The organism is Streptomyces sp. NPDC018029 (genome assembly GCF_044327655.1).
Taxonomy (GTDB): Bacteria; Actinomycetota; Actinomycetes; order Streptomycetales; family Streptomycetaceae; genus Streptomyces.
Genome location: NZ_JBIRFV010000006.1, coordinates 343,557 through 367,914 on the forward strand (window position 1 = coordinate 343,557; position 24,358 = coordinate 367,914).

Annotated in this window: 26 protein-coding genes; 8 read left to right on the forward strand and 18 right to left on the reverse strand. The window is 71.8% G+C overall.

Annotated elements, in window-relative coordinates; all coding sequences use genetic code 11:
• Positions 1 to 6 precede the first annotated feature (6 nt).
• The 3 genes from ACH4D5_RS20630 to ACH4D5_RS20640 form a co-directional block, all read right to left on the reverse strand.
• Positions 7 to 1,566 (reverse strand): MFS transporter, encoded by a 1,560-nt coding sequence (locus ACH4D5_RS20630; RefSeq protein WP_398304316.1) that lies wholly within the window; start codon positions 1,564 to 1,566, stop codon positions 7 to 9.
• Positions 1,567 to 1,751: 185 nt separating this feature from the next.
• Entirely contained in the window at positions 1,752 to 2,345 is a 594-nt protein-coding gene (locus ACH4D5_RS20635; protein WP_398304319.1) for a sigma-70 family RNA polymerase sigma factor, read from the reverse strand.
• A 121-nt stretch (positions 2,346 to 2,466) separates the two neighbouring features.
• The gene (locus ACH4D5_RS20640; RefSeq protein ID WP_398304322.1) at positions 2,467 to 3,186 is read right to left on the reverse strand and encodes a hypothetical protein; all 720 of its coding nucleotides are present in this window, start codon (positions 3,184 to 3,186) and stop codon (positions 2,467 to 2,469) included.
• Positions 3,187 to 3,421: 235 nt separating this feature from the next.
• On the opposite strand from ACH4D5_RS20640, the gene ACH4D5_RS20645 reads away from it, so the two are divergent.
• Complete coding sequence (locus ACH4D5_RS20645; protein ID WP_398304868.1) at positions 3,422 to 4,267, forward strand: alpha/beta fold hydrolase; 846 nt, start codon at positions 3,422 to 3,424, stop codon at positions 4,265 to 4,267.
• A gap of 48 nt (positions 4,268 to 4,315) precedes the next feature.
• Here the strand turns inward: ACH4D5_RS20645 and ACH4D5_RS20650 are convergent, their stop codons facing one another.
• The 6 genes from ACH4D5_RS20650 to ACH4D5_RS20675 form a co-directional block, all read right to left on the reverse strand.
• Complete coding sequence (locus ACH4D5_RS20650; protein WP_398304325.1) at positions 4,316 to 5,572, reverse strand: cation:proton antiporter; 1,257 nt, start codon at positions 5,570 to 5,572, stop codon at positions 4,316 to 4,318.
• A 4-nt stretch (positions 5,573 to 5,576) separates the two neighbouring features.
• On the reverse strand, positions 5,577 to 6,062 hold the full coding sequence (locus ACH4D5_RS20655; RefSeq protein ID WP_398304328.1) for a cation:proton antiporter regulatory subunit: 486 nt from the start codon (positions 6,060 to 6,062) through the stop codon (positions 5,577 to 5,579).
• A gap of 69 nt (positions 6,063 to 6,131) precedes the next feature.
• Complete coding sequence (locus ACH4D5_RS20660; protein ID WP_398304871.1) at positions 6,132 to 7,676, reverse strand: ATP-dependent DNA ligase; 1,545 nt, start codon at positions 7,674 to 7,676, stop codon at positions 6,132 to 6,134.
• Between the two features lie 71 nt (positions 7,677 to 7,747).
• The gene (locus ACH4D5_RS20665; RefSeq protein WP_398304330.1) at positions 7,748 to 8,275 is read right to left on the reverse strand and encodes a cupin domain-containing protein; all 528 of its coding nucleotides are present in this window, start codon (positions 8,273 to 8,275) and stop codon (positions 7,748 to 7,750) included.
• Positions 8,276 to 8,734: 459 nt separating this feature from the next.
• The gene (locus ACH4D5_RS20670) at positions 8,735 to 9,319 is read right to left on the reverse strand and encodes a phosphoribosyltransferase family protein (RefSeq protein WP_398304333.1); all 585 of its coding nucleotides are present in this window, start codon (positions 9,317 to 9,319) and stop codon (positions 8,735 to 8,737) included.
• Between the two features lie 118 nt (positions 9,320 to 9,437).
• Positions 9,438 to 10,661, reverse strand: coding sequence for a hypothetical protein (locus ACH4D5_RS20675; RefSeq protein ID WP_398304335.1), 1,224 nt, complete (start codon positions 10,659 to 10,661; stop codon positions 9,438 to 9,440).
• 378 nt (positions 10,662 to 11,039) lie between these two features.
• Here ACH4D5_RS20675 and ACH4D5_RS20680 point away from each other — a divergent pair, with 378 nt between their 5' ends.
• On the forward strand, positions 11,040 to 11,453 hold the full coding sequence (locus ACH4D5_RS20680) for an SsgA family sporulation/cell division regulator (RefSeq protein WP_398304337.1): 414 nt from the start codon (positions 11,040 to 11,042) through the stop codon (positions 11,451 to 11,453).
• Positions 11,454 to 11,468: 15 nt separating this feature from the next.
• Here the strand turns inward: ACH4D5_RS20680 and ACH4D5_RS20685 are convergent, their stop codons facing one another.
• The 4 genes from ACH4D5_RS20685 to ACH4D5_RS20700 form a co-directional block, all read right to left on the reverse strand.
• A complete protein-coding gene (locus ACH4D5_RS20685) occupies positions 11,469 to 12,482 on the reverse strand; it encodes a Gfo/Idh/MocA family protein (RefSeq protein ID WP_398304340.1) in 1,014 nt (337 codons plus the stop codon).
• A gap of 94 nt (positions 12,483 to 12,576) precedes the next feature.
• Entirely contained in the window at positions 12,577 to 13,800 is a 1,224-nt protein-coding gene (locus ACH4D5_RS20690; RefSeq protein WP_398304343.1) for a D-alanyl-D-alanine carboxypeptidase family protein, read from the reverse strand.
• A gap of 162 nt (positions 13,801 to 13,962) precedes the next feature.
• Complete coding sequence (locus ACH4D5_RS20695) at positions 13,963 to 14,454, reverse strand: glutathione peroxidase (protein ID WP_398304345.1); 492 nt, start codon at positions 14,452 to 14,454, stop codon at positions 13,963 to 13,965.
• 67 nt (positions 14,455 to 14,521) lie between these two features.
• Positions 14,522 to 15,298 (reverse strand): ABC transporter permease, encoded by a 777-nt coding sequence (locus ACH4D5_RS20700; RefSeq protein ID WP_398304348.1) that lies wholly within the window; start codon positions 15,296 to 15,298, stop codon positions 14,522 to 14,524.
• Between the two features lie 119 nt (positions 15,299 to 15,417).
• Between ACH4D5_RS20700 and ACH4D5_RS20705 the strand changes: the two genes are divergently transcribed.
• The 3 genes from ACH4D5_RS20705 to ACH4D5_RS20715 all read left to right on the forward strand — a co-directional run bounded on the left by ACH4D5_RS20705 (position 15,418) and on the right by ACH4D5_RS20715 (position 18,028).
• On the forward strand, positions 15,418 to 16,503 hold the full coding sequence (locus ACH4D5_RS20705; RefSeq protein ID WP_398304350.1) for an S-(hydroxymethyl)mycothiol dehydrogenase: 1,086 nt from the start codon (positions 15,418 to 15,420) through the stop codon (positions 16,501 to 16,503).
• Entirely contained in the window at positions 16,503 to 17,159 is a 657-nt protein-coding gene (locus ACH4D5_RS20710; RefSeq protein WP_398304352.1) for an MBL fold metallo-hydrolase, read from the forward strand. Before ACH4D5_RS20705 ends, ACH4D5_RS20710 begins: the two co-directional genes overlap by 1 nt.
• 143 nt (positions 17,160 to 17,302) lie before the next feature.
• Entirely contained in the window at positions 17,303 to 18,028 is a 726-nt protein-coding gene (locus tag ACH4D5_RS20715; protein WP_398304355.1) for a DUF2470 domain-containing protein, read from the forward strand.
• On the opposite strand, the gene ACH4D5_RS20720 is transcribed toward ACH4D5_RS20715, so the two are convergent.
• On the reverse strand, positions 17,984 to 18,280 hold the full coding sequence (locus ACH4D5_RS20720; RefSeq protein WP_398304358.1) for a hypothetical protein: 297 nt from the start codon (positions 18,278 to 18,280) through the stop codon (positions 17,984 to 17,986). The two genes, ACH4D5_RS20715 and ACH4D5_RS20720, sit on opposite strands and share 45 nt — an antisense overlap.
• A gap of 75 nt (positions 18,281 to 18,355) precedes the next feature.
• Between ACH4D5_RS20720 and ACH4D5_RS20725 the strand changes: the two genes are divergently transcribed.
• Positions 18,356 to 18,949, forward strand: coding sequence for a cysteine hydrolase family protein (locus ACH4D5_RS20725; RefSeq protein ID WP_398304873.1), 594 nt, complete (start codon positions 18,356 to 18,358; stop codon positions 18,947 to 18,949).
• Between the two features lie 67 nt (positions 18,950 to 19,016).
• Here the strand turns inward: ACH4D5_RS20725 and ACH4D5_RS20730 are convergent, their stop codons facing one another.
• Both ACH4D5_RS20730 and ACH4D5_RS20735 read right to left on the reverse strand, forming a co-directional pair.
• Positions 19,017 to 20,399, reverse strand: a complete 1,383-nt coding sequence (locus ACH4D5_RS20730) for a HEAT repeat domain-containing protein (RefSeq protein WP_398304361.1) — start codon at positions 20,397 to 20,399, stop codon at positions 19,017 to 19,019.
• Positions 20,400 to 20,444: 45 nt separating this feature from the next.
• Positions 20,445 to 21,683, reverse strand: coding sequence for a lactonase family protein (locus tag ACH4D5_RS20735; protein WP_398304363.1), 1,239 nt, complete (start codon positions 21,681 to 21,683; stop codon positions 20,445 to 20,447).
• A gap of 250 nt (positions 21,684 to 21,933) precedes the next feature.
• On the opposite strand from ACH4D5_RS20735, the gene ACH4D5_RS20740 reads away from it, so the two are divergent.
• Positions 21,934 to 22,578, forward strand: coding sequence for a TNT domain-containing protein (locus ACH4D5_RS20740; RefSeq protein ID WP_398304876.1), 645 nt, complete (start codon positions 21,934 to 21,936; stop codon positions 22,576 to 22,578).
• 5 nt (positions 22,579 to 22,583) lie between these two features.
• Positions 22,584 to 22,817: a hypothetical protein gene (locus ACH4D5_RS20745; RefSeq protein ID WP_398304365.1), complete on the forward strand. Its 234-nt coding sequence runs from the start codon at positions 22,584 to 22,586 to the stop codon at positions 22,815 to 22,817.
• Between the two features lie 12 nt (positions 22,818 to 22,829).
• Here ACH4D5_RS20745 and ACH4D5_RS20750 read toward each other — a convergent pair whose 3' ends face one another.
• On the reverse strand, positions 22,830 to 24,035 hold the full coding sequence (locus ACH4D5_RS20750) for a GTP-binding protein (protein ID WP_398304368.1): 1,206 nt from the start codon (positions 24,033 to 24,035) through the stop codon (positions 22,830 to 22,832).
• A 5-nt stretch (positions 24,036 to 24,040) separates the two neighbouring features.
• Positions 24,041 to 24,211 (reverse strand): 50S ribosomal protein L32, encoded by a 171-nt coding sequence (gene rpmF / locus ACH4D5_RS20755; protein WP_398304371.1) that lies wholly within the window; start codon positions 24,209 to 24,211, stop codon positions 24,041 to 24,043.
• Positions 24,212 to 24,358: the final 147 nt, after the last annotated feature.

Genomic DNA, 24,358 nt, shown 5'->3' on the forward strand with positions numbered 1-24,358 from the left:
ACCGCCCTACATGTGGACCGCGCCACTGCCTGTCTCCGTCGGCGCGGGCGGCCCCTTGCGATACAGGACGACGGTGACCACGAGGCCGATCGCGAAGAAAAGCGCCGACCACCAGTACGCGGTCGAGTACGACTGCATCGCCGCCTGCTCCTCCACCTGCGGTGTCGGCTTCCTGCCCACAAGGTAGTTGGACGCCGCGGTCGTGGCGAGCGTGTTGAGCAGGGCCGTGCCGATGGAACCGCCCACCTGCTGACTGGTGTTGACCATGGCGGAGGCGACGCCCGCGTCGTGCGCCGCGACACCGGCGGTCGCCATGCTCATCGCCGGGGCGAAGATGAGACCGAGGCCGAGGCCGGCGACCAGCAGCGGCGGCAGCACATGGGCGGCGTATCCGCTGCTGACGTCGAGGGCGGTCAGCCAGGCCATGCCGGCGGCCGAGAGCCCCATGCCGAGCGGCACGATCGGTTTCGCGCCCATCCGCGGCAGCAGGTTGTTGGTGGTCACCACGGAGGCCACCACCATCACCGCGACCATGGGCAGGAAGGCCAGCCCGGTCTTGACGGGCGTGTACTCCAGGATCTGCTGCAAGTAGTACGTGAGGAACAGGAACACCCCGAACATGCCGGCGCCCGAGATGAACATCGCGAGGAACGACGCCCCGCGGTCCCGGTCGAGGACGACCCGCAGGGGCAGCAGCGGATGGGCCGCGCGCGTCTGCCACCAGGCGAACACCGCCAGGAGCACGGCGCCGACGACGAGGAAGCCCCAGGTGAGCGCGTCACTCCAGGCGTGTGTCTCCGCGTTGGAGAAGCCGTAGACGATGCAGAAGAGGCCGGCCGACACCAGCAGCGTGCCGGGCACGTCGAGCTTGGGCCGGTCCGGCGGCGCGCCCGCGTGCAGCAGCCGCGCGCCGCCCACCATGGCGACCGCGGCGAACGCGAGGTTCACGTACAGGCACCAGCGCCAGTCCAGATACTCGGTGAGTACGCCGCCGAGCAGCAGCCCCACCGCGCCGCCCGCGCCGGCGATCGCGCCGTAGATGCCGAACGCCTTGGCGCGCTCGCGGGGATCGGTGAACGTGGTCGTGAGCAGCGACAGGGCGGCGGGCGCGAGCAGCGCGCCGAACACGCCCTGCAGCGCCCGGGCCGCCACCAGCATCGAGAAGCTCGTCGCGGCGCCGCCGAGCGCCGACGCCACCGCGAAGCCGGCCAGACCGGCGAGGAAGACGATCTTGCGCCCCACCAGGTCGGCGATGCGCCCGCCGAGCAGCAGCAGGGAGCCGAAGGCGAGCGCGTACGCGGTGACGACCCACTGGCGGTTGCCGTCGGTGAACCCCAGGTCCCGCTGGGCCGAGGGCAGCGCGATGTTCACGATCGTCGCGTCGAGGACGACCATGAGCTGCGCGATGCCGACCACCGCGAGGATCAGCCAGCGGTGCTCGTGCCGGCCGCCTCCGCTGTGTGGCACGGAGGCTCCCCCGTGTGGCACGGAGGCGGACGGTCCGGTGTCGCGTGCGGAGCCTGGCACCGGGGCGGGTTCCGACGCGGGCACGGCTTCACGGTCCATGGCGATGGCCTCCAAACGCCCCCGAACCACGCTAAACGCCCTGCTCGGAGCCCGCGACCGGGATCGTCGCGGCACCGTGCCGGACCTGCACGGGGAGGCTCGTCGCGCACCGTGCCGGACCTCCACGGGGAGGTCCGGCACGGTGGTGCGGAACCGCCGAGCGGCGACCAGCGCGTGGCGGACCGCTATGCGGCGTGGTCCGCCGCGAGCAGCAGCTCGCTCACGCGCTCCCGCGCGCGGGCCACGCGCGAGCGGACCGTACCGATCGGGCAGCCGACGGCGGCCGCCGCGTCCGCGTACGGCAGCCCGGCGAGCTGGGTGAGGACGAATGCCTCGCGGCGCGGCGCGTCGAGCGTCTCCAGGAGGTCGAGCAGGGCCACGCCCTCCTCGAAGCCGGGCAGGCCGCGCGGCTGGGCCCGCTCCGCGGCCGCCTGCCAGTCGCCGGTGTCGGCGATCCGCGGCCGGGATGCCGCCGTGCGGAAACGGTCGGCGACGGCCCGGCGTGCGATGGCGAGGAGCCAGGTGCGGGCACTGGACCGGGCGGCGTAGCCGGGCAGCGCGGTGAGGGCCCGCAGGTACGTCTCCTGGGTCAGGTCGTCGGCGGCGTGCAGGTCGCCGCTGAGGTGGGCGACGAAGCGCCAGACGTCGCGGCGTGTGGCCTGCACGAACTCTTCGAATGCCCGGGCGTCGCCGTCGCGCGCCGCCAGCGCCCACTGGGTGATTTGGTCGTCACGGCTCCGGTCCGCGTCGGTCCGGGACCGCACAAGGGTATGGGTCATCGCAAAAGGTCCTTCGGTGAAGGGAGTTCGGGAAGCGGCGTGGACGCACGGCGGGGGAGTGGACCCGCCCCGCGTGCGCGGACGCCGAAGATCCGCCCGGCACCGAGGGGTGCGGGCGGTGTCAGGAACTGGCCGGAAGGACCGGCGGACCTCTGCGGGAGACGACGTACTGGAGAAGGACCCCGCGCAGCCGCGGCACGGGTACGAGAGCACCGACGTGCGGCGGCGCCGGCGGCAGGGACGCGACGAGGATCGCGAGAACGAGCCGCAGCGGTACGAAGACGGCCGCGGCGAGAGCGCGTCCGGTACGGAAGGCCGCGGCCTCACCGCGCCACAGCCACAGGGCGCAGATCAGCGCGGCGACGACGTGGGCGAGGAACATGCCGAGGCCGCTGTGCCCGAACACGGACATGACCCAGTGGGAGATGCCCTCGTCCGGCATCGCGGCCCCGTACATGGCGGCGCCGGACGAGCCGGCACCGGACGGCGGCACGGTCGTCGGCATCGCGTGGTTGAGGTGGTTCATGCCGTCGTCGGGGTGGGCCCGCGCCGCGCCCGGCGGCCCGCTCCCGTCCGTCGGGGCAGCCATCCGCTGTGCCAGGCCGAACAGTTCGTGCAGGCACAGCTGGGCCGCGACCGTGGCGCCGGTGACGGGCACCGCGCCGCGCTCACGCCCGGTGAGCCACCACGCGGCGGCCACCGTGGCGGCGAACGCGTAACCCACCGCCCACCAGGGCAGCGCGGCACCGGACATGACCGTGTGGCCGAGGGCCGTCGCCACCACGCACACGGCCGCGAACATCGCGGCTCGTGCGAGGCGGAACCCGGGCCCTGAGGTCATGGGGAGCATCGTGCCAGGCGGCGGCCCGGTGCGGGGCGGCGAGTCCAAGAGATGCCCGAAGTGCCCGTATAGCGCGCGCAACCGCCAAAACCCCTTGACGTGATGTGTACGCAACGAAAATGATCTCGTCCAGTGGTCGGCATTGCCGAACTGCGTTCGTCCATGCGCCACTTGGCACGTTCACCGCGTGCCACCTCAAGAGATCACCGCGTACCACCTCACGATGGGAATGCCGATGCACCTGCGCCCCGCCGTCCGGTCCCTGCTGACCGCCGCGGCCGCCCTCGCCCTCGGAGTCGTGGGCCTCGCCGCCCCCGCCCACGCGTCACCCGCCGCCTCCGCGCCGGCTTCGGTCCTGGGCATCCCGCCCCGCGGCGCCAACGACTGGTCCTGCAAGCCGGACCCGGCACATCCCGAGCCGGTCGTCCTGGTCAACGGCACGTTCAAGCTGATGGCGGAGAACTGGGCCACGCTCTCGCCGAAGCTGAAGAAGGCGGGCTACTGCGTCTTCGCGTTCAACTACGGAAAGCTGGCGACCGCTCCGGTCCCGCGGTCGGCCGCCGAGCTGAAGGACTTCGTGGAGGCCGTGCGCGGCGCCACGGGCGCGGCGAAGGTGGACCTCGTCGGGCACAGCCAGGGCGGCATGATGCCCCGTTACTACGTGAAGTTCCTCGGCGGCGCGGACAAGGTCGACGACCTGATCGGCCTCGTCCCGTCCAACCACGGCACGACCAACCCGCTGACCAAGCCGCTCGGCGACCTCGCGTGCCCCGCCTGCCTCGACCAGATGGCGGGCTCCGAGCTGCTCACGAGGCTCAACGAGGGCACCGAGACACCGGCGGGGCCCGACTACACGGTCCTCACCACGCGGTACGACGAGATCGTCATCCCGTACACGAGCGCCCTGCTGAACGGGCCGAAGGAGTACGTCACCAATGTCGTCCTGCAGGACCGCTGTCCGCTGGACCCGTTCCTGCACGACCAGGTGACGAAGGACCCGGTCGCCGCCCAGTGGGTCCTCGACGCACTGGGCCGGAAGGGTCCGGCCGACCCGGACTTCCGGCCCAGATGCCTCGGCTAGCGGCGCCGCCTCGCGCGTAGGCGGTCGCCCCCAGGGTGCCTGCGGTGCCTACGGCCGGTCGGCCACGTCCTGTCCGTCCAGGACCTCGACCGTGTCCCGGGGCACCGGCACCTCGGGGGTGCCGCCGTCTTCGGTTTCGCGGCGGCGTGCCAGGACCCCGCCGACGTATCCCGCGATGGGCTGCGTGTACCGGGCGGTCAGGGGGCCGACGATCACCAGGATCAGTACGTACGCCGTCGCCAGCGGTCCGAGCGACGGCTCGATGCCCGCGGTGACCGCGAGCCCCGCGATGACGATGGAGAACTCGCCCCGCGCCACCAGCGCACCACCGGCCCGCCAGCGGCCCTTGACCGAGATGCCCGCGCGGCGGGCCGCCCAGTACCCGGTGGCGATCTTCGTCAGAGCGGTGACGACGGCGAGCGCGAGCGCGGGCAGCAGCACCGGCGGAATGCTCGTCGGGTCGGTGTGCAGCCCGAAGAAGACGAAGAAGACGGCCGCGAAGAGGTCCCGCAACGGCGCGAGCAGCGTGTGCGCGCCCTCGGCGACCTCGCCGGACAGCGCGATGCCGACCAGGAACGCGCCGACGGCGGCGGACACCTGGAGCTGCTGCGCGATGCCCGCCACGAGGATGGTCAGGCCGAGCACCACGAGGAGCAGCTTCTCCGGGTCGTCGCTGGAGACGAACCGGGAGATGAGCCGCCCGTACCGCACCGCGATGAAGAGGACGATCCCCGCGGCGCCGAGCGCGATGGCGAGCGTGAGACTGCCCGCGGCCAGCCCGACACCGGCCAGCAGGGCGGTGATGATGGGCAGATAGACGGCCATCGCCAGGTCTTCGAGGACCAGGACGCTGAGGATGACCGGGGTCTCGCGGTTGCCGAGCCGGCCGAGGTCCCCCAGGACCTTCGCGATGACACCGGACGAGGAGATCCAGGTGACACCGGCGAGCACGACGGCGGCGACCGGACCCCAGCCCATGAGCAGCGCGGCGACGGCACCCGGCAGGGCGTTCAGCGTGCAGTCGACCAGACCGGCCGGGTACTGCGTCTTGAGATTGCTGACGAGGTCGTTGGCCGTGTATTCGAGGCCGAGCATCAGGAGCAGCAGGATGACGCCGATCTCGGCGCCGATCGCGACGAACTCCTCGCTCGCGCCGAGCGGCAGCAGGCCGCCCTCGCCGAACGCGAGCCCGGCCAGCAGGTACAGCGGGATCGGCGAGAACCGGAAACGCCCCGCGAACCGGCCGAGCAGCCCCAGGGCGAGGATGATCGCGCCGAATTCGATCAGAAAGACAGCGGAGTGCACGCGATCACTCCCGTCCGAGTATCGTCGCGGCGGTCTCCACGCCCTCGCGCGTCCCGATGACGATCAGGGTGTCCCCGCCGGCCAGCCGGAAGTCGGGCGCCGGCGAGGGAATGGCCTCGGCCCGCCGCAGCACGGCCACGATCGAGACGCCGGTCTCGGTCCGCATCCGGGTCTCGCCGAGCAGCCGCCCGTTCCAGTGCGAGGTGGCCGACAGCAGCACGCGCTCGGCGACCAGGCCCAGGTCGGTGGTGTGCAGCAGGGTCGGACTGTGGTGGGAGGGCATCAGGGCGTCGATCAGCGCGTCGGCCTCGCCCGAACTCAGCCGCAGCGACAGCGCGCACTCGTCGGGGTCGTCGGACCGGTAGGCGCTCAGCGTCCGCGCACCGTCCCGGTGCGCGACCACCGACAGACGCCGCTGTTCCCGGGTCGTGAGGTCGTACCGGATGCCGATGCCTGGGAGCGGCGTACGGCTGAGTCGTGAGGCGGGCACAGCTTTTCCCCTTGCGTGATGGATGATCTCCCCCGGCTGTCACCCTATCGGGGCCAAGGATTGGCAAAATCACGCCGGGGCGGGGCCGCTCCGCAGGACCGTCTCGACCGAGTCCGCCTCGTCGGGAGACTTGTCCTCGCGGTAGCGCACGACCCGGGCGAAGCGGAGCGTGACGCCGGCCGGGTAGCGGGTGGACTTCTGGAGCCCGTCGTAGGCGATCTCCACGACCAGTTCGGGCCGCACCGTCACGACGTAACCGTTCTCCTCGACCGCCAGCTCCTGGAGGCGCTCGGTCTGCCAGGCGAGCATCGCGTCCGTCATCCCCTTGAACGTCTTGCCCAGCATGGCGAACGTGCCGTCGGGCCGGCGTGCGCCCAGGTGCAGGTTGGAGAGCTTGCCGGTGCGGCGGCCGTGGCCCCACTCGGCGGCCAGGACGACCAGGTCGAGGGTGTGAACGGGTTTGACCTTCAGCCAGGAGGCACCCCGGCGGCCCGCGTTGTAGGGGGCGTCGAGCCCTTTCAGCACGACCCCTTCGTGGCCGCGCCCCAGCGTCGCCTCGAAGAACTCCTGGGCCTCGCCGCGCTGCCGCTCGTCGGCCGGGTCCGCCACGAGAGTGCGCCGCACCCGCATCGGCTCGGGCACCAGCGCCGCCAGTTCCGCGTGGCGCTCGGTGAACGGCAGGTCGAGCAGGTCACGACCGGCCACGGACAGGGCGTCGAAGAAGACGGGGGAGAGCGGCAGCCCGGCCGCCGCCGTCGACACGTCGACCCGTGAACCGACGCGCCCCGCGATCTCCTGGAACGGCCGCGGCCGCCCGTCGGCGTCCAGCGCGATGACCTCGCCGTCCAGGATGAAGTGCGACCCCTCAAGACCGAGAGCCGCGGAGGTCAGCTCGGGGAGCCGGGCGGTGATGTCGTCCAGGGTGCGGGTGTAGACGCGTACGACGTCGCCTTCCCTGTGGACCTGCACGCGGATGCCGTCCAGCTTCTCCTCGACCGCGCACGCCCCCAGCTTGTCGATGCCCTCGGCGACCGAGGCGGCGCTGTGCGCGAGCATCGGCAGGACCGGGCGGCCCACGGTCAGCCGGAACTCGTCCAGGGCCGCCGCCCCGTCCGCCAGCAGCGCCTGGGCGACCGGGGCCACGGAACCGGCGAGCATCACCGAACGCCGCACGGCGTCCGCCGGGGTCCCCGTGGCGAGCGCGAGCCCCTCGACCGCCACCGCGTCCAGCGCCCCCTGCCGGACCTCGCCGGTCAGCAGCCCGAGCAGGAACCGCTGCTCGTCGGCGGTCGCGGCGCTCATCAACTCGCCGACGAGACGCTTGCGTTCGGCCTGCGACCCGGCGCCCGCCACCGAACCGATCGCGGTGAGCGCCGCGTCCACCCCGCGTACCGTGAGCGTCGCCTCGGCGGCGGGCGGCACCGTGTGCTTGAGCGTGCTCCAGCCGATGCCGAGCCGGCCCTGGGGCAGTCGGCCCGACAGATAGGGGATGGCGATCGGCACGTCGTCCGGCTCCGCGGCCCGGAACAACTCGGCGAGCAGGGCGATCTTCCGGGACCGCGCCGAGGTGGCGGCCACTTCCTTGGACACGTGTGCGAGCCGGGCGAGCAGCATGAGGCCATCCTGCATCGCGGCGGGGCGTGGCGCATGGCCGGACGCGGCGCCGCCCGCCCGGACAGGCGGCGTCACTCCGCTCCGGGCTCGAAGTCCTCGATGTCCTCGGTGAAATAGCTGTCGTGCCGGATACGGAACTCCTTGAGCTCCTCGGCGCCCCGCCGCGCCACTTCCGCGACCTGCTCGAAGTACTCCTCGCGCGGGGCGCCGGGCGAGAACAGCATCAACATGGACGTGGGCTCGTCGGTGACGTTCTTGAAGGCGTGCAGACCGCCGACGGGGACGTACAGGAAGTCGCCCTCACGGCCCGTCACCCACTTCTCGCCGTTGTAGAGCTCCAACTGGCCGGAGAGGATGTAGAAGGACTCCGACATGGCCTTGTGGAAGTGCGTCTTGGCCCCCGCGGACCGCGGAGCCAACTCCGACTTGTAGAGCCCGAATTCGCCGCCGGTCGACTCATGCGTGGCGAGGTAGTGCGTGGCCCCGCCCGGCGAGGAGATGTCCGGCGGAGTGTCGGCCGTACGGAAGGACGCGTTCACCTCGCCCTTGCTGCCGTGGTAGCGGGGCGGGGGGTACGAGAAGTTGCTCGGGTACGACATGACGCACTCCAGTGCCGGGGGCCCACCGGGCGGCGGACCTTCACCTGCATGCTCGTCCCGGCGCCCGTGGGGTGGTATCCGGCCGGAGGTCGATCTTGTGACGGGGCGGGGAGGAGGACTGGGGGCTGGGGGGACGAGGACCGGCGACCTAGGACTGCGGGCTCGATCGAGACCGGGGCCCCCACCTCCGGCTATTCCGCCATTTGGGTACCCGCCTGGTGGCCGGAAACCCTTGGCTCAAGAAAACGACCGGTGGAGGAAGGCGGAAGGCGGTGCCCGCGCCAGCGAAGTGGTCCGGCACATCGTGGTGCACGACGTGCCCGGTGGACGGTTTGACACGGCGGACAGTGCCGGCCCGGCGGGCCACCATGTCCCGGGCGCGACCGGCCGCCCACACGTCGCTGTGGGACCCATGGATCAGGAGCGTCGGGCAGGCCGCATGGACCGTCGCCTGGCGGCTCACCAACGGCGGGGCCAGTGATGTGACTGGAAGCATCCGCCGAGCTGGGACTGCCCATGCCAGGGCGGAAGTTCAGCGGCGGTGACGATGCTGCGGACACCCAGGTTCGCCCGCTGAGCCGGGGCGGTCTGATCGACGACGACGGAGCAGCCGGCCCACTGCCCGCCGCACTCCTCAACCATCGACCGCACGGCCGACGCCTGGCTGCCCGTCTCGATCCAGTCGTCGACCAGCAACACTCGGTCCCCGGGGCCTACCGCAGCCCGTTGCAGACGCAGCTCCTGACGCGTGCCCCGGTAGTCGGGCTCGCTGCGCCGGGTGACCTTCTCTCCCGGCAAGAGCCCGTCCCGCTTACGCACTGGCAAGAAACCGACGCCCAGTTCCACGGCCGCTGCCGCGCCGAGCAGGAACCCCCGCGACTCGACTCCACAGACCACCGTGACGTCGTCGTCCCTGAACGGGCAGATCAGCTCGCGGACAATCGTGGCGAGCGCCACGGAGTCACGGAAGATCCGCCAGACGTCTGCGTGGCCCTCGATCCACCGGAAGTGCTCCAGGGTGAGGGTGCGTGCGGAAGACGTCATGATCGAGATCCTGCGGACGAATCAGGCGCTCAGGCAACCGGATTCCACGGGGCCGCCGGGTGGCTGCTCATCGGCATCGGCGTCGCCGCGGTTGCCTGGCCGGGGTCCGCCCGCCCCGTCACACGTCGTGGAAGTTCTTGGCGGCGGGAAAGGTGACGCCAGTGCAGCCGCGCCGGGTGGTGATGTCGTCGACGTAGGCGCGGAACAGGGAATTCAGCGCCTTGTGGCCGAGGATGTTGTCGTACAAGAAGTCGACGGTAAGGGTGTGCAGGGCGGGCTTGCCGTCGCAGATGGAGGATGCCCACCATATGCCGTCCCCGCCTCCCGCCGTTCCCGGCTTGAGCCTCTTGTCGTCGCTTCTCTCCTGGAAGCCCACGGATTCTGCCTCGGCACCGAAGTAGGACATCGTGCGCAGCCACCAGGGCGAGCCTGTGAGTGCGTGCCGGGCGTACTCGCGCTGGTCGACGTCCAAGGTCTCGGCGATGGCTCGCACCTGGCTGGGGCCCACGGCCAGCAGGCATCCTTCGGCGGGGTTCGCATTGCGGGCGGGGACCGTGAGGGCGCGGTCGGGCAGTCGGGCCTGTCCCTGTTTCTTGGCCAGTCGGCCGGCCCAACGGCAGGAACCAGCGGCCGAGACGGCCGGGCGCAGCTTCGATGGGACCGGGCTCATCTGCTCGGGCAGAGCCGGTAGTTCGGTTCGACAGTTGATCCGTTGGGTGAGCTGCTGCGTGGCCGAGCGAGCGAGGTGGGCCAGGCGCCGGCGGTCATCGGCGGAGACTTCCGGGTAGAGAGCCACGGCGGTGACATTCAGCAGTTTCGGCGCCGCTCGGCCGCTGCCGGGGCCGCACTCGGCACGAACCGTGATGCGGAAGTTCGTGTACGAGCCCAGCCTGCCGTCGCCCAGCGGCCACTCTTCGGGTTTGCGGTCGGCGACCGCGGTGACGTCGCGCTTCGGACGTCCCCCTTCGCGAGTGAAGAACGGGGAGCCCTTGTCGCCGATCTTGTTGACCGGCTCGGAGTCATCACTGCTCCTGACGATCAGCCGGAACAGTTCGGCGGGCCTGTGCGAGCCACTCACCCTGTAGACGGTGCAGGCGCTGGGCAGATGCCGCACGTCGAGCCGATAATCGTTGTCGTCGTCGGACTGCGCTCGCATCATGCCGCCCTGCAAATCCATCACCTGTGCCCCCGAAACCAGGTGGTCGCAGGCCGCGGCGATGTCGCGTTCGCCGGCAGATCGGTCGCGGAAGTCGTCGACGGTCAGCCAGCCCGCGTACAGGCTCAGCCCGATCCCGCCCACGGCCGTCGTCAGCCACAGCCGGCGCCGGCCCGTACCCATCATGGTTTTCCCCCGCCGCTCCCGTTCACGGCAACTGCCGTGCCGATCACCGAGCTTAGGGGCCTCGCGCCCGCCTCCGCGCCGAGATCGTCGGCGATCAGGCGTGGGCGGTGAGTGGGCACGCGTAGGCCGCGTGGCTGATGTTCCTCAAAGGCACGCGTGTACTCGCTTGTGGCGGGCACCCGACGGGCGTGTTGGTCGACTCCGCCGAGTTCGAGACTCCAGGTGCCAGATGTCCGGCCAATGAGAGAAGAGTGATGTAGGTCACATGGAAAATTCGACATCGTGGCGTAATACCGCCCCTCCCTGAGGGGTCATAAGGGCACAGGCGCCCGGAACCGCAAGACCGAGCACTGGAAACATCAGAAGTGGAGTCCGCTCATGGCCGTCACCCTCGAACAGCCCGCCCGTGCCCGTCTCGTCACCCCCGAGGGTCGTGAGCGTGCCCTGCCCGTGGTCCTGCGCTACTCGGCGGAGGATCCGCTGGCCGTCCAGATGACCTTCCCTTCGCAGGCCTCGCTCGATGGCGCGGAGGTCACGTGGATCTTCGCCCGGCAGCTCCTCGAGGAGGGCCTCACGGCGCCGACGGGCAGCGGTGACGTGCATGTCTGGCCGTGCGGGAGGGCCCGCACGGTCCTGGAGTTCCACTCCCATCAGGGTCTCGCGCTGGTGCAGTTCGACAAGATCGCGCTGCGCCGTTTCCTGGTGCAGTCGTACGCCGTGGTGCCCGCGGGCGGCGAGAGCGAGGGAATCGACTTCGACGAGGGTCTGTCGCGCCTGCTCGGCGGGGTCTGAGCGCTCCGCTGGACGTCAGTGGTACAGCGCGGGCCGCTCGGTCATCTCCACAGTCACCCGCGTGCCGGTGTCCAGCGCCGCGACGCCCGCCTCCGCGACGGCCGCGGCCGCGTACCCGTCCCACGCGCTCGGCCCCGTGACCCGGCCGTCACGGGCGGCGGCGACCCACGCCCGCACCTCACGGTCGTACGCGTCGGCGAATCGGACCACGTAGTCCTGCGGGATCTCCTCGTGCGTGCGGCCCGCCGACCGGACGACCATCGTGTGCGCGTCGCCGAGCCGGGCGCTGCCGCGCTCGCAGACCGCCTCGCACGCCACCTCGTAACCGAATCCGCAGTTGACGAAGACCTCCACGTCGACGACGGCGCCCCCCGACGTCTCGAAGAGCACCAGCTGCGGGTCGAGCAGCCCGTCCGGGGCGCCTGCCGACGGCGTGGGCCGCACCACGGTCACCGCGGTGATCTCCTGGCCGAGCAGCCACCGTGCCGCGTCGATCTCGTGGGAGACGGAGCTGCTGATCAGCATGGATGAGGTGAAGTGCGGGGGAGACGACACGTTCCGGTGACGGCAGTGCAGCAGTAGGGGACGGCCGAGGCGCCCGGAGTCGAGGAGCGTCTTCAGGGCCGCGTACTCGGCGTCGTACCGGCGCATGAAACCGACCTGTATCAGCCTGCGTCCCAGCCGGGTCTCCGCCTCCACGACTCGCAGGGCCGAGGCGGAATCAGGGGTGAGGGGCTTCTCGCAGAGCACCGGGAGGCCGCGCGCGCACGCCGCGAGCAGCGCCTCCTCGTGCGCAGCCTCCGGCGATGCCACCAGGACCGCCTCCACCCCGGGAGCGCCGAGTGCCGCCGACGCCTCGCGGTGCACGGACACTCCCTCGCGTCCCGCCACCGCCGCCTCCGCCCGTGCCGTGTCGGGATCCGCGACCGCGACCACGCGGGCCCCGCCCACCGTCTCGCCGATCCGCCGCACGTGATCGGCGCCCATGTGGCCCGCTCCCAGCACGGCCACCCCCAGCAGATCGCTCACCCCGAGCCCTCCCCGCGTCCGCGTACTGGACGACACCAGCCGCACCCGATCCACCTACCCACCCCACGCACCCCATGGATCCCGGGAGGCCGTCCTACTCCACGGCGCGTTCGGGGTCCGTGCGTCGGGCCACCGTAGCCCTCCGGCGCCGCACCGTCCGCCGCCGGGCCGCCACGACACAGCCCGCGAGCAGGACGACGGAGCCCGCGACGACCAGCAGCACCGCCGGCCAGTCGGAGTCCCCCGGCTGCACGGCCAGGGCGGACTGTCCGGCCGCGTGCGCGGGGCTGGCGGCCGGCGCCGTACGGACCTTCTTCGGCGGCGGCTGCAGCGAGCCGACCGGCCGCACCTTCCCGGCCGCAGCGAACCCCCAGTCGAGCAGCGCCCTCGCCTCCTCGTACACGGCGCGCCCGCTGCCCCCTCGCGGGTTCATCACCGAGACGACGAGCGTGCGCCCGTCGCGCTGGGCCGCGCTGATCAGGGTGGCGCCCGCGTGGCTGGTGTAACCGTTCTTGACGCCGAGCAGGCCCGGGTAGGGCGCCACGCCGTCGGCGCCGGTCAGCAGCCGGTTGGTGTTCTGGATGGGGTACGACCAGCCTCCCGCGGGAAAGTGCGCGACGCGGGTCGAGCAGTAGCGGGCGAACTCCGGGTCGGCGAGCCCGGCCCTGCCGAAGACCGCCAGGTCGTACGCCGACGAGACCTGCCCGGCGGCGTCGTAGCCGTCGGGCGACACCACGTGCGTGTCGTTCGCGCCCAGCTCGCGCGCCTTGGCCCGCATCTCCCGAACTGTCTTCTCCAGGCCGCCGTTGAGACCCGCCAGAACGTGCACGGCGTCGTTTCCGGAGCTGAGGAACACGCCGCGCCACAGGTCGGCGACCCGGTAGGCGCGGCCCTCCGCCACGCCCACCATGCTGCTGCCCTCGCCCACCCCGTCCAGCTCGTGCTCCGCGACGACGTGCCGCAGCTCGGGGTCGAGCCGGGAGAGCGTCGACAGGGCGAAGAGGGACTTGAGCGTCGAGGCGGGCGGCAGCGGGCGGTGCGCGTCCCGCGCCGCGAGCACCTCTCCCGTACCGGCGTCCGCCACGAGCCACGCGCGGGCGGACACGTCGGCGGGCAGCGCGGGCGCGCCGAGGCCGGGCCTGACCTGGACACCGGCCTGGTCGAGCAGGGCGGACGAGTACGCGGGGAGCGGCCGCGGGGGCGCCGGTTCGGCCGGGACGTCCGAGGCGGCAACCGGTGAGGACAGGAGGACCAGAGCGCCGAGGGAGAGGGCCCCGGCGCGTACGGAGGAGGAGCGCGAAAGGTTCCTGATGACCATTCAGCCACCGTAGGAGCGCCGCCGGGAGTCCGCAGATCGGCTTGGCCCGGCTGGAGGTATCCCTGGACCGCCGCCCGGAGCGCCTAAATCGCCGGGACCCGACCCGCCAGGACCCGAACCGCCGGGTGGACGCACCCGACGGTCCGGTCGTCCGGAGGTCAGTCAGGCCGGCAGGTGCTCCTCGACGGCCGCGACGAGCTCGGGGGCGTCGGGCTCGGTCTGGGGCGAGAAGCGGGCCACGACGTTGCCCGCCGGATCGATCAAGAACTTTTCGAAGTTCCATCGCACATCGCCGGTGTGCCCCTCGGCATCAGCCGTGCCCACGAGCTTCCCGTACAGCGGATGCCGCGCCTCGCCGTTGACGTCGACCTTCTCCGTCATCGGGAAGGTCACGCCGTACGTCGCCGAGCAGAACTCGGCGATCTCGTCGGACGTGCCGGGCTCCTGCCCCATGAACTGGTTGCAGGGCACGCCGAGCACGCTGAAGCCCCGGCTCGCGTACTGCTCGTGGAGCCGCTCCAGACCCGCGTACTGCGGGGTGAGCCCGCACTTGGAGGCGACGTTGACGACCAGGACGGCCTTGCCCTCGTACTGGCGCAGGTCGGCGGGGCCGCCCTGCAGGCTTTCGATCTCTACCGCATCGTAAACAGACATGGTGGCGAGCCTACGCCGACCGCGCGGAGCGGGTGAGTCCGATGCTGTCGGGGTTGGATCCCGTCGCCTACGTCTCGCGGTGCAGTCGGCCGCGCGCGACCAGTTCGACCGTGAGTGCCACGGCGATCGCCTGGACCGCCATCAGGGCGATCAGGACGAAGAGCTGCACGGCTCCGGCGAGTGCCGGGGACGCGCCGCCCAGGAGCATGCCGACGAAGGCGCCGGGCAGGGTGACGAGACCGACCGTGCGGGTCTGGTCGAGTCCGGGCAGCAGGGCGTCCGACGCGGCCCGGCCGATGACCTCGAGGCGTGCGTCGCGGTCGGGCAGGCCCAGGGCGATGCCGGCCTCGAACTCGCCGAACCGGGTGCGGAGTTCGTCGAGGGAACGACGGCCCGCGAGGACCGTCGCGGTGAGCGCCCCGCCGATGAGGATGCCCGTCACGGGAATCATGGCGATGCCCTGTACGGGGAGCAGGCCCGCGAGGGTGAGGCCGGTCACCACGGGGACGACGGGGCCCGCGATGGGGAGCGCCGCCCACCACCAGGTGCCGTTCGGGGTGATGCGACGGCCCGCGGTGCGGGTGGCCACGGCGAACATCAGGAGCAGGAAGGCGAACAGCGCGGCCACGTGGTGCACGACCCAGGCGATCACCAGGGAGACGACGGCCAGTTGCGCGGTGGCGCGTACGCCCGCGATCAGGATCTCCCGCGCCCTGCCGCGCGAGCCGTCGGGTGCGAGCCGGCAGACGGCCGCCGTCGTCGCGGCGGCCAGCAGCAGCACCAGCAGGGCGACGGCGAGCGCCGTATTGACCGGCAGAAGGGCCTGGGCCGCGAGATTGCGCACGGGCTCACCCTAGATCGCGGGGGCCGTCTCTCCTGCGACCTGCTCCACCTGCTGTATCACGACGCTCGACCTGTAACGATGTGGTGGGAAAGACGTGTGGAGAAAGAAGGGCTGAAGTCATGGCGCAGCAGGTGCAGGGCGTGGTCGCGCGCGCGAAGGGCGAGCCGGTACGGATCGAGACGATCATCGTCCCGGATCCGGGTCCGGGAGAAGCCGTGGTGAAGGTCCAGGCGTGCGGGGTCTGTCACACCGACCTGCACTACCGGGAGGGCGGTATCAACGACGACTTCCCGTTCCTCCTCGGGCACGAGGCGGCGGGTGTCGTCGAGTCGGTGGGTGAGGGCGTCACCGAGGTCGCGCCCGGCGACTTCGTGATTCTCAACTGGCGCGCGGTGTGCGGCCAGTGCCGGGCGTGTCTGCGCGGCCGCCCCCAGTACTGCTTCGACACGCACAACGCGAAGCAGAAGATGACCCTGACCGACGGCACGGAGCTCTCCCCGGCGCTCGGCATCGGGGCCTTCGCGGAGAAGACCCTCGTCGCCGCCGGGCAGTGCACCAAGGTCGACCCGGCCGCCTCCCCGGCCGCGGCCGGACTCCTCGGCTGCGGCGTGATGGCGGGCATCGGCGCCGCCATCAACACCGGCGAGGTCGGCCGGGGCGACTCGGTCGCCGTCATCGGCTGCGGTGGCGTCGGCAACGCCGCCGTCGTGGGGGCCCGCCTGGCGGGAGCCGCGCGGATCATCGCCGTGGACATCGACGACAAGAAGCTGGAGACGGCGAAGGGCCTCGGCGCCACGCACACGGTCAACTCGCGCTCCGTCGACCCCGTCGAGGCGATCCGCGAGCTGACCGGCGGCAACGGAGCCGACGTCGTCATCGAGGCGGTCGGCCGCCCGGAGACGTACGAGCAGGCCTTCTACGCCCGCGATCTGGCGGGCACGGTCGTCCTGGTCGGCGTCCCGACGCCGGAGATGAGGATCGAGCTTCCGCTGCTCGACGTCTTCGGGCGCGGCGGCGCGCTCAAGTCGAGCTGGTACGGCGACTGCCTGCCGTCCCGTGACTTCCCGATGCTCATCGACCTGTATCAGCAGGGGCGCCTGGACCTGGACGCGTTCGTCACGGAGACCATCGCGCTGGAAGACGTCGAGAAGGCCTTCGAGCGCATGCACCACGGCGACGTCCTCCGTTCGGTGGTGATGTTCTGATGGCGGCCGAAGCCACGGCGGGCGCGTCCGGCGCGCGTGTCGACCACCTCGTGACGTCCGGGACCTTCTCGCTGGACGGCGGCACCTGGGACGTCGACAACAACGTGTGGATCGTGGGCGACGACAGCGAGTGCGTCGTCATCGACGCCGCGCACGACGCGGACGCCATCGCGGCCGCGGTGGGGGAGCGGCGGCTGGTCGCGATCGTCTGCACGCACGCCCACGACGACCACATCGACGCGGCCCCGGCGCTCGCGGCGCGCACGGGCGCGCCGATCCTGCTGCACCCGGCCGACACGGAGCTGTGGAAGCGAACCCATCCCGACCGTGCTCCGGACGGTGAGCTGTCCGACGGGCAGGAACTGGCCGCCGCGGGCACGACCTTGACCGTGCTGCACACGCCCGGCCACTGCCACGGCGCCGTGAGCCTGTACGCGCCCGGCCTCGGCACGGTGTTCACCGGCGACACGCTGTTCGCCGGCGGTCCCGGTGCGACGGGCCGTTCCTTCAGCGACTTCCCGACGATCGTGGAGTCCATCAAGGAGCGGCTCCTGACGCTGCCGCCCGAGACGGTGGTGCGGACCGGACACGGCGACAGCACCACGGTGGGCGCCGAGGCGCCGCACTTGGAGGAGTGGATCGCCAGAGGGCACTGAACGGTGCGGAACGCTTAGTTCCGCCGACTGGCGCCGACTGCCTCATGGCCCCGCGTGGATCGCCGCGCGGGGCCATAAGGCGTACTGGCCCTGTTCCGCAATCTTCGATAAGTTAGGCAAGCCTTACCTAATGGAGGTTGAGAATGGGTGTCCGTCACAGCAGCAGCACGACCGTGCCCACAGCGGCGGCACGCGCGCGTTCCGTGCTTGCCACCGCGTGGTCCTGCGCGGTGACCACAGAGATCGGCAGGGACGAACTCGTGGGCGCGCACACCGTCACCGAGGACGGCAGGCTCCTGCTGTCACCGCCCGAGGACAGCGCGCTCGCCGCCGCCCTCATCTGCATGCCGCGCGGCGAACCGTCCACCATGGTCGAGTTCGCCGACGTGGCGCCGGTGCCGCTCAGGGACCGGATCCGCGCGCGGCTCTGGCTCTCGGGGGCGCTGGCGCACGACGGGGAGCACCTCGTCTTCGAGCCGACGTGCGCCGTGCTGCACGACTCCACCGGGGAACGCCAGGGAATCGAGCTCGACGAACTGGCCCTGACGGTGCCCGACCCGCTCGCCGAGGCGGAGTCACGCCTGCTCACCCACCTCGCCGACGCGCACCCGGACGCCGTCGAGCAGCTCACCCGCCTCATCAGCCCGGACAGCCTCCAGGGCGTCGTGCGCGTCCGCCCGCTCGCCATCGACCGGCACGGGATCTCGCTGCGCCTCGAACGCGCCCGCGGCCAGGCGGACGTCCGTCTCCCGTTCCACCAACTCGTCGAGGACGTCACGCAGGTCACGGAGTGCATGCACGCACTCCTGATGAAGGCCCGCCTCTCAACCACGCGGCGCGGGCGGCCCGTCGGAGGCGTCGGCGGCTGACCGCATCGACCGCAGCGCCAGCACCAGCACCCCGATGTCGTCGAGCAGCACCGGGTCGGGCAACAGATCGGTGGGCAGTACGAGATAGGCGACCGCGCCCCAGAAGACCCACTGCCGCTCGACGGGAAGCCCGGCTCTGCGCAGGGCGCGGCGGGTCCGGACGAGACGTACGAGCAACACGACCGCGACGGCGAGGGTCGCGGCGACCAGAACGGCGGCGCCGACAAGGAATACGGTCAGGTCCGTGCTCATACCCACGCACGGTAATCCAGTTGAGGTGCCACGTCCCGCAGGGATGATGGCGTGGTGACAAAGCCGCCGAAGCTCATGCAGCCCTCCTCTTCTCTCGTGCCCACCGAGCCCGTCCCGCCCGTTCAGGCACTGATCATCGTCGACATGCAGTCCGCTTTCGTCGCCGGCGACGACGCCGTGCCCGACGCGGAGCGGCTCCTGGACCGGGTGACGGGTCTCCTGGCCGAGGCCCGTGAGAACGGCGCGCTCGTCATCCAGTTGCAGAACGACGGAGAGCCCGGCACCCCCGACGAGCCGGGTACCCCCGGCTGGGCGCTCCATCTGCCCGTCGACACCGACCGGGGCGAGACCGTCGTGCGCAAGACCGTCGACGACGGCTTCGAGGACACCCGGCTCGAAGAACTGCTGCGCGACGCCGGTGTACGGGACCTGGCCGTCTGCGGTGTGATGTCGGAGATGTGCGTCAGGGCGACGGCCAGTACCGCCCTGGAGCTGGGCTTCCGCGTCGTCCTTCCGCACGACGCGCACGGTACGTACGACATCCCGGCCGCGGAGGGCATCAGCGACGTGGTGCCCGCGGCGACGGTGTCGCGCGTGGCGGAGTGGACCCTCGGCGACGAGGTCGAGATCGTCGCACGGGCGGCCGATGTGAGCTTCATGAAGCCGTAGCGGCGAGCACGGGCGCGGCCCGGGGGCATGGGCGAACGGCCGCCCGGGCCGACCGTGCGACGTGGTGTCAGTCGGCGGCAGGGCCCGAGGGTGAGTCCGCCTCCTGCCTCCGCCACCTCCAGTTCCAGAGCTCGAGCGCCCGGTGATCGTGCTCGAAGCCCGGGCCGAGCGGCCCCACTCGCTCGTACGCCTCCTCCGTCCGCGGGTCGTCGCGGCGGGCGAGACCCCAGGCGGCCTCCAGGCGCACGAGCAGGTCGTCTTCGTCCAGCAGCGACATCAGGGCCTCCGCGACGGCGGGCGCCTGGTCCCGGGATGCGGCGAGGGCCACCGCTGCCCCGCGGCGCGCGGCGGCGTCCGAGCTCTCGGCCATGGGGAGCAGCGCCCGGGTCACCTCGGGCCACAGCGCCTCGTCGTCGGCTCCCACCTCGCAGGCCCGGAGCCGCACTTCCACGTCCGGGTCGCGGGTGAGGACGAGCACCGCGTCCCGCGCGGCCGGTGAACGCAGCCCGTCGTTCGTGACGAGGGTGTACGGCACTTCGCGGCGTACGCGGGGATCGGGGTGGCCCGCGTGACGGAGTCCGACGGCCTCCTGATCGGGGTGCTCGTACTCGGTGAGGGCGTTCAGGACGGTGGCCAGGACCGCGCTGTCCGTCTCTTCGGCGGCCCAGGCGATCAGGAGCTCGGTCTCCTTCTTCCCGTAGTGATGACGCCCGGGGTCGACGAACGAACGCAGCCGCAGGTAGTCCGCCACGAACCGCCGGTGCGCCGGGTCGCGATGGTGACGGTGGGCGACCACGGCCGACCAGGTCTCATGGCTGCGGCGCCCGGCGAGGACCCAGCAGATCGCCGACCAGTCGGCGTGCTGCTCGTCCGGGTGCCGCACGGCGCGGGCGACCAGGTCGTCGACGGGGGTCAGGATGCGGAAGGCCCATTCGAGCGCGGTCAGGATGCCGCCGTGCCCGGCCCGTACGGCGAGCCCGCCCAGCGAGACCTGGTCGACCCAGTCGTACTCGCCGTCCGCGACCCGCTCCGTGACCGCGGGCCCCACCGCGCCGGTCCTCCGCCGCAGCTCCTCCTCGACGCCCGTCTCGTACCAGTCCCGGGCCAGGGCGATGAACCGTTCCCGCGTGGCTTCCGGCAGCCGCAGCCGGGGCTCCGTGCCGAGGACGGCCGAGAAGACCGCGTATGAACCGCCGTCGATCGCGCGCCACAGCGGTGTGGTCCCGTCCGGAAGCGCCCGGTCGGGATCGGCCCCGCCCTCCACGAGCACGTCGGCGACCGGCGCGTCGTACGCCGCCACGGCGAGCCCGAGCGCAGACAGCCCGCTCGCGTCCACGGCGTCCACCGCGTCCGGATCGGCCCCTTCTTCCAGCAACGCCCGTACCGCGTCGGCGTCCCCCGCCCGCACCGCCGACACGAGCCGCACCCCGAGCCCGTCCTCCGCGTCCATCCACCCGCCCCCTTGATCCGGCCGACGCCGCACGCGTGTACGAGGTTAGAGAGGCAGCGCGCACACCGCGACCGGTGAGGCGAACGGTGTGCCCGCGAGGCGGAGTGTGCCGCTGCGGGCGTCGACCTTGAAGACGCTCACCGAGCCCGACTTCTGGTTCGCGGTGAACAGCAGGCGCCGCGACGGGGAGAACGCGAGCTGGCGGGGGAAGTCACCCTCGACGGGAACCGTGTCGAGGAGCCGGAGCCGGGCGCCGGCGCGCTCGATCGCGTACCGGGTGATGCTGTTGTGCCCACGGTTGGCGAGGAAGGCGAAACGGCCCTCGCGCGTCACCACGATCTGCGCCGGATAGCTGGTGCCTTCCCCGGTGCCGGTCGGCTGCGGGCTGCCCGGGGTGAGGCGGCCGGTGGCGGGGTCGTACGCGCAGACGACGACCGTGTTGTCCAACTCGGCGGCGACATAGGCGAAGCGGCCCGAGGGGTGGAAGGTGAGGTGGCGCGGACCCGCGCCCGGCCGGAACGTCGCGTGCGAGACGCGGCGGAGCGTGCCCGCCTTCTCGTCGAGACGGTAGGTGTAGACCGTGTCGTTGCCGAGGTCGACGGCGAGGATGTGGCGGCCGTCCGGGGCCGTGATGATCTGATGGGCGTGCGGACCCTCCTGCCCGGGCCCCGGCGGCGGCGCGGAGTGCGTGACGAGGTCCGTCCGCTCACCCAGCGCGCCCGACGCCCCGATGGGGTGCACGGCCACACTGCCGGAGTTGTAGTTCGCGCTGAGCAACCAGCGTCCGCCGGGGTGCACGGAGAGGTGGCAGGGGCCCGCGCCGCCGGTGTCCCGCGTGCCGAGGACGTCGTGCTTGCCGGATGAGGAGAGCGCGATGGCGGTCACGCCGCCCTTGTTCCGCTCGTTGACGGCGTAGAGCGTACGGCCCGAAGGGTGCAGCGCCAGGTATGAGGGGTCGGGGACGCCGGTGAGCGTCCCGGTTCCGGTGACGCGGCCCGTCACGTCGTCGTACGTCGCCAGGCCGATCCCCGAACCGCCGCCTTCCTGCGAGGTGTACGTCCCCAGGAACAACTGCCCCTCGCGGCGCGGCCGGTGGGCGGCCGAGGTGGCGGGGTCCCGGCGTACGCGGTCCGGGCGCTGCGGGCCCGCCGAGTCCGACGACGCGCAGGCCGAGACCGACGACAAGGCTCCCGCGCCGGCAGCCCCCACGAGTGCGCCGATGAACCGCCGCCGCCCCGGGCTGCCGCTTCCGGAACCCGTGGCCGACCCTGTTCCGCTGTTCATGCCTGCACCTCGTGCGTCGGTGGTGACGGATGTGGCCAACACAGTGCCCCGTGTCCGAGGAAAGGGACAAGAGGCACCCGCGTCGGCGCAGGGCGCGCACCTGTTTGCCGTACGCCGAGAGTCATCACTCCGATACGGTGTGCGAGCGATTGTTGTCGAATGCCCGTAGACGTACAGGAGTTGCCGAGTGGACCACAGCCGTCTGATCAGGATCAGCACCGTCCTGGCCGCGTTCGGAGCAGCGGGCGCCATGGCGGCCGCACCCACCGCGAGCGCCACGGCCACCGCGACCGCCACCGCCGCACCGGCACCCCCGGTGGCCGCCGGTGCCGTGCACGAGCCGTGCACGGGGGAGTTCCGCGGTGACGCCCGCCTCGGCCCCGCCTGGCTCCCCAAGAAGTGGCAGCGGCCCGTCGGCCCGCTCCTGAAGGACTGGAAGCGCACGGGCAAGCTGTCGCCGAAGGCCTTCCTGAAGAAGTACTGGGAGGGGCCGGCCGACACGGGCAGCTGGAAGTACCCGCCCAACGACGGCTTCGAAACAATCAACGGCCACGTCGACAAGCACCCCGAACTCCTGGAGAAGGGCGAGGAGCTGGACCGCTTCGGCTCGGAGTACGGCGGGTACCTCGCGCCCGCCGGGGACTCCTACGCGAAGCGCGCGCTGCCTCCGCAGAACCTCAACACCCGCGACGCCGCGTTCGCCTGCGACTACCGCGTCTACGAGGTCAACAAGCCCTTCTATGTCTGGCAGGGTCGCATCGCCCCCTGGTTCGAGCAGCCCGGCCGCGGCCAGCAGATCAAGCTGGACCCGGCCTTCCTGGACCCGGGCGAGGGCCAGCGCCTCAACGTGAAATGGCTCCTGGACCACGGATACCTCGAGCCCGCGAACGACTGACGCCCGTGGACGTCGGAGAAGCCGCGGCGGCTCTGCGCGCCGCCCACGTGGCCGACGGCTACTACTGGATCGAGGGCGTCCACGAACCGACCCCCACGCCCCCAGACTTCGTCTACCTGCGCAGGATCGAGGACGGGGCGTGGGAGGTCGGAACGTACGAGCGAGGCGCGCACCACCCCCTCGCCCGGCACGCGGTCGAGGCGGCGGCCTGCGCCCACCTGCTACGCCAGTTGATCTGACCGTGCGTCGCGCTACCGGGTAGTCGGCAGCAGGCCGAGGGCGGCCTCCGGTCCGCTCTCGGCCTCGCAGGCGTCCACGCCGTGCGCGTCCCACGCGGGGAACGGATCGTACGACGGGACCTCCTCGCCCTCGGCGAGCAGACACCGTTCCAGAGCTGCCCGCAATTCCGGGGCGCGCAGGTCGACGCCGATGAAGACGAGTTCCTGGCCCTGCGTGTCGTCCGTGGTGCGCGCCCCCGAGGGCTCGAAGCGGGCGACGGAGCCCGCCTGTGACCACAGCCCGGTGATCCTGGGCCGGCTCGCCAGCCAGAAGAACCCCTTGGAGCGCAGAATCCGCCCGAAGCCGCCGCTGTCCATCTCCTCCGTGACGAAGGACCACAAGCGGCCGGGGTGGAAGGGCCGGCGGGCGCGGAACACCGTGCTGGAGATCCCGTACTCCTCGGTCTCCGGCACGTGGTCACCGTTCAGTTCCCGCACCCAGCCGGGTGCCTGCTGGGCGCGCTCCAGGTCGAACAGGCCGGTGTCGAGAACCTGGGTGAGCTCCACCCGCCCCCGGGTGGCGGGCACGACGCGGGCGAGCGGGTTGAGGCGCGCGAGGGTGGCCGTGAGCCGGTCGGCGCTCTCCGCGTCGACCAGATCGAGCTTGTTGAGGACGATGACGTCGGCGAATTCGACCTGGTCCATCAGGAGGTCGCTGACGGTGCGCTCGTCGTCCTCGTACTGATCCAGGCCGCGCTCCACCAGGCCGTCACCGGCGGACAGTTCCGCGAGGAAGTTCGCGGCGTCGACCACCGTCACCATCGTGTCGAGGCGGGCGAGGTCGCCGAGCGTCGCGCCGTCGTCGCGCGGGAACGCGAACGTCGCGGCCACCGGCATCGGCTCCGAGATGCCGCTGGACTCGATGAGGAGATGGTCGAAGCGGCCCTCGGCGGCCAGCCGGCCGACCTCTTCGAGCAGGTCGTCGCGGAGCGTGCAGCAGATGCAGCCGTTGGTCAGCTCGACGAGGCGCTCCTCGGTGCGCGACAGCGCGGCCTCGCCGCCGCGCACCAGGGCGGCGTCGATGTTGATCTCGCTCATGTCGTTCACGATCACCGCGACGCGCAGGCCCGCGCGGTTGGCGAGAACGTGGTTGAGCAGCGTCGTCTTGCCCGCGCCGAGGAAGCCGGACAGGACGGTCACGGGCAGCTGGCCGGCCGTCGCGGGTCGTGCGTGCGTCATGTGCGTCAGCTCTCCGGGCGCAGCAGACCGCGCTCGTACGCCTTGACCAGGCGCTGCGGCACCATGTGCGGCACGCCGTCGACGGTGACGGGCACCAGCTGCGGGGTGGTGGCCTTCCACTGGGCGCGACGGTGCCGGGTGTTGCTGCGCGACATCTTCCGCTTCGGTACGGCCATGAGGTCCTCCTGGTGGGGTGCGGGGGTGCGGGGGTGCGGGGGTGCGGGGGTGCGGCCCGCACGGCAACGCTATATGAAAATGAAACCCATTAACAACTCGCCCGGCTTCCGGGGTGCGGCCGACTCCGGCCCGGCCCTCGGTTGACC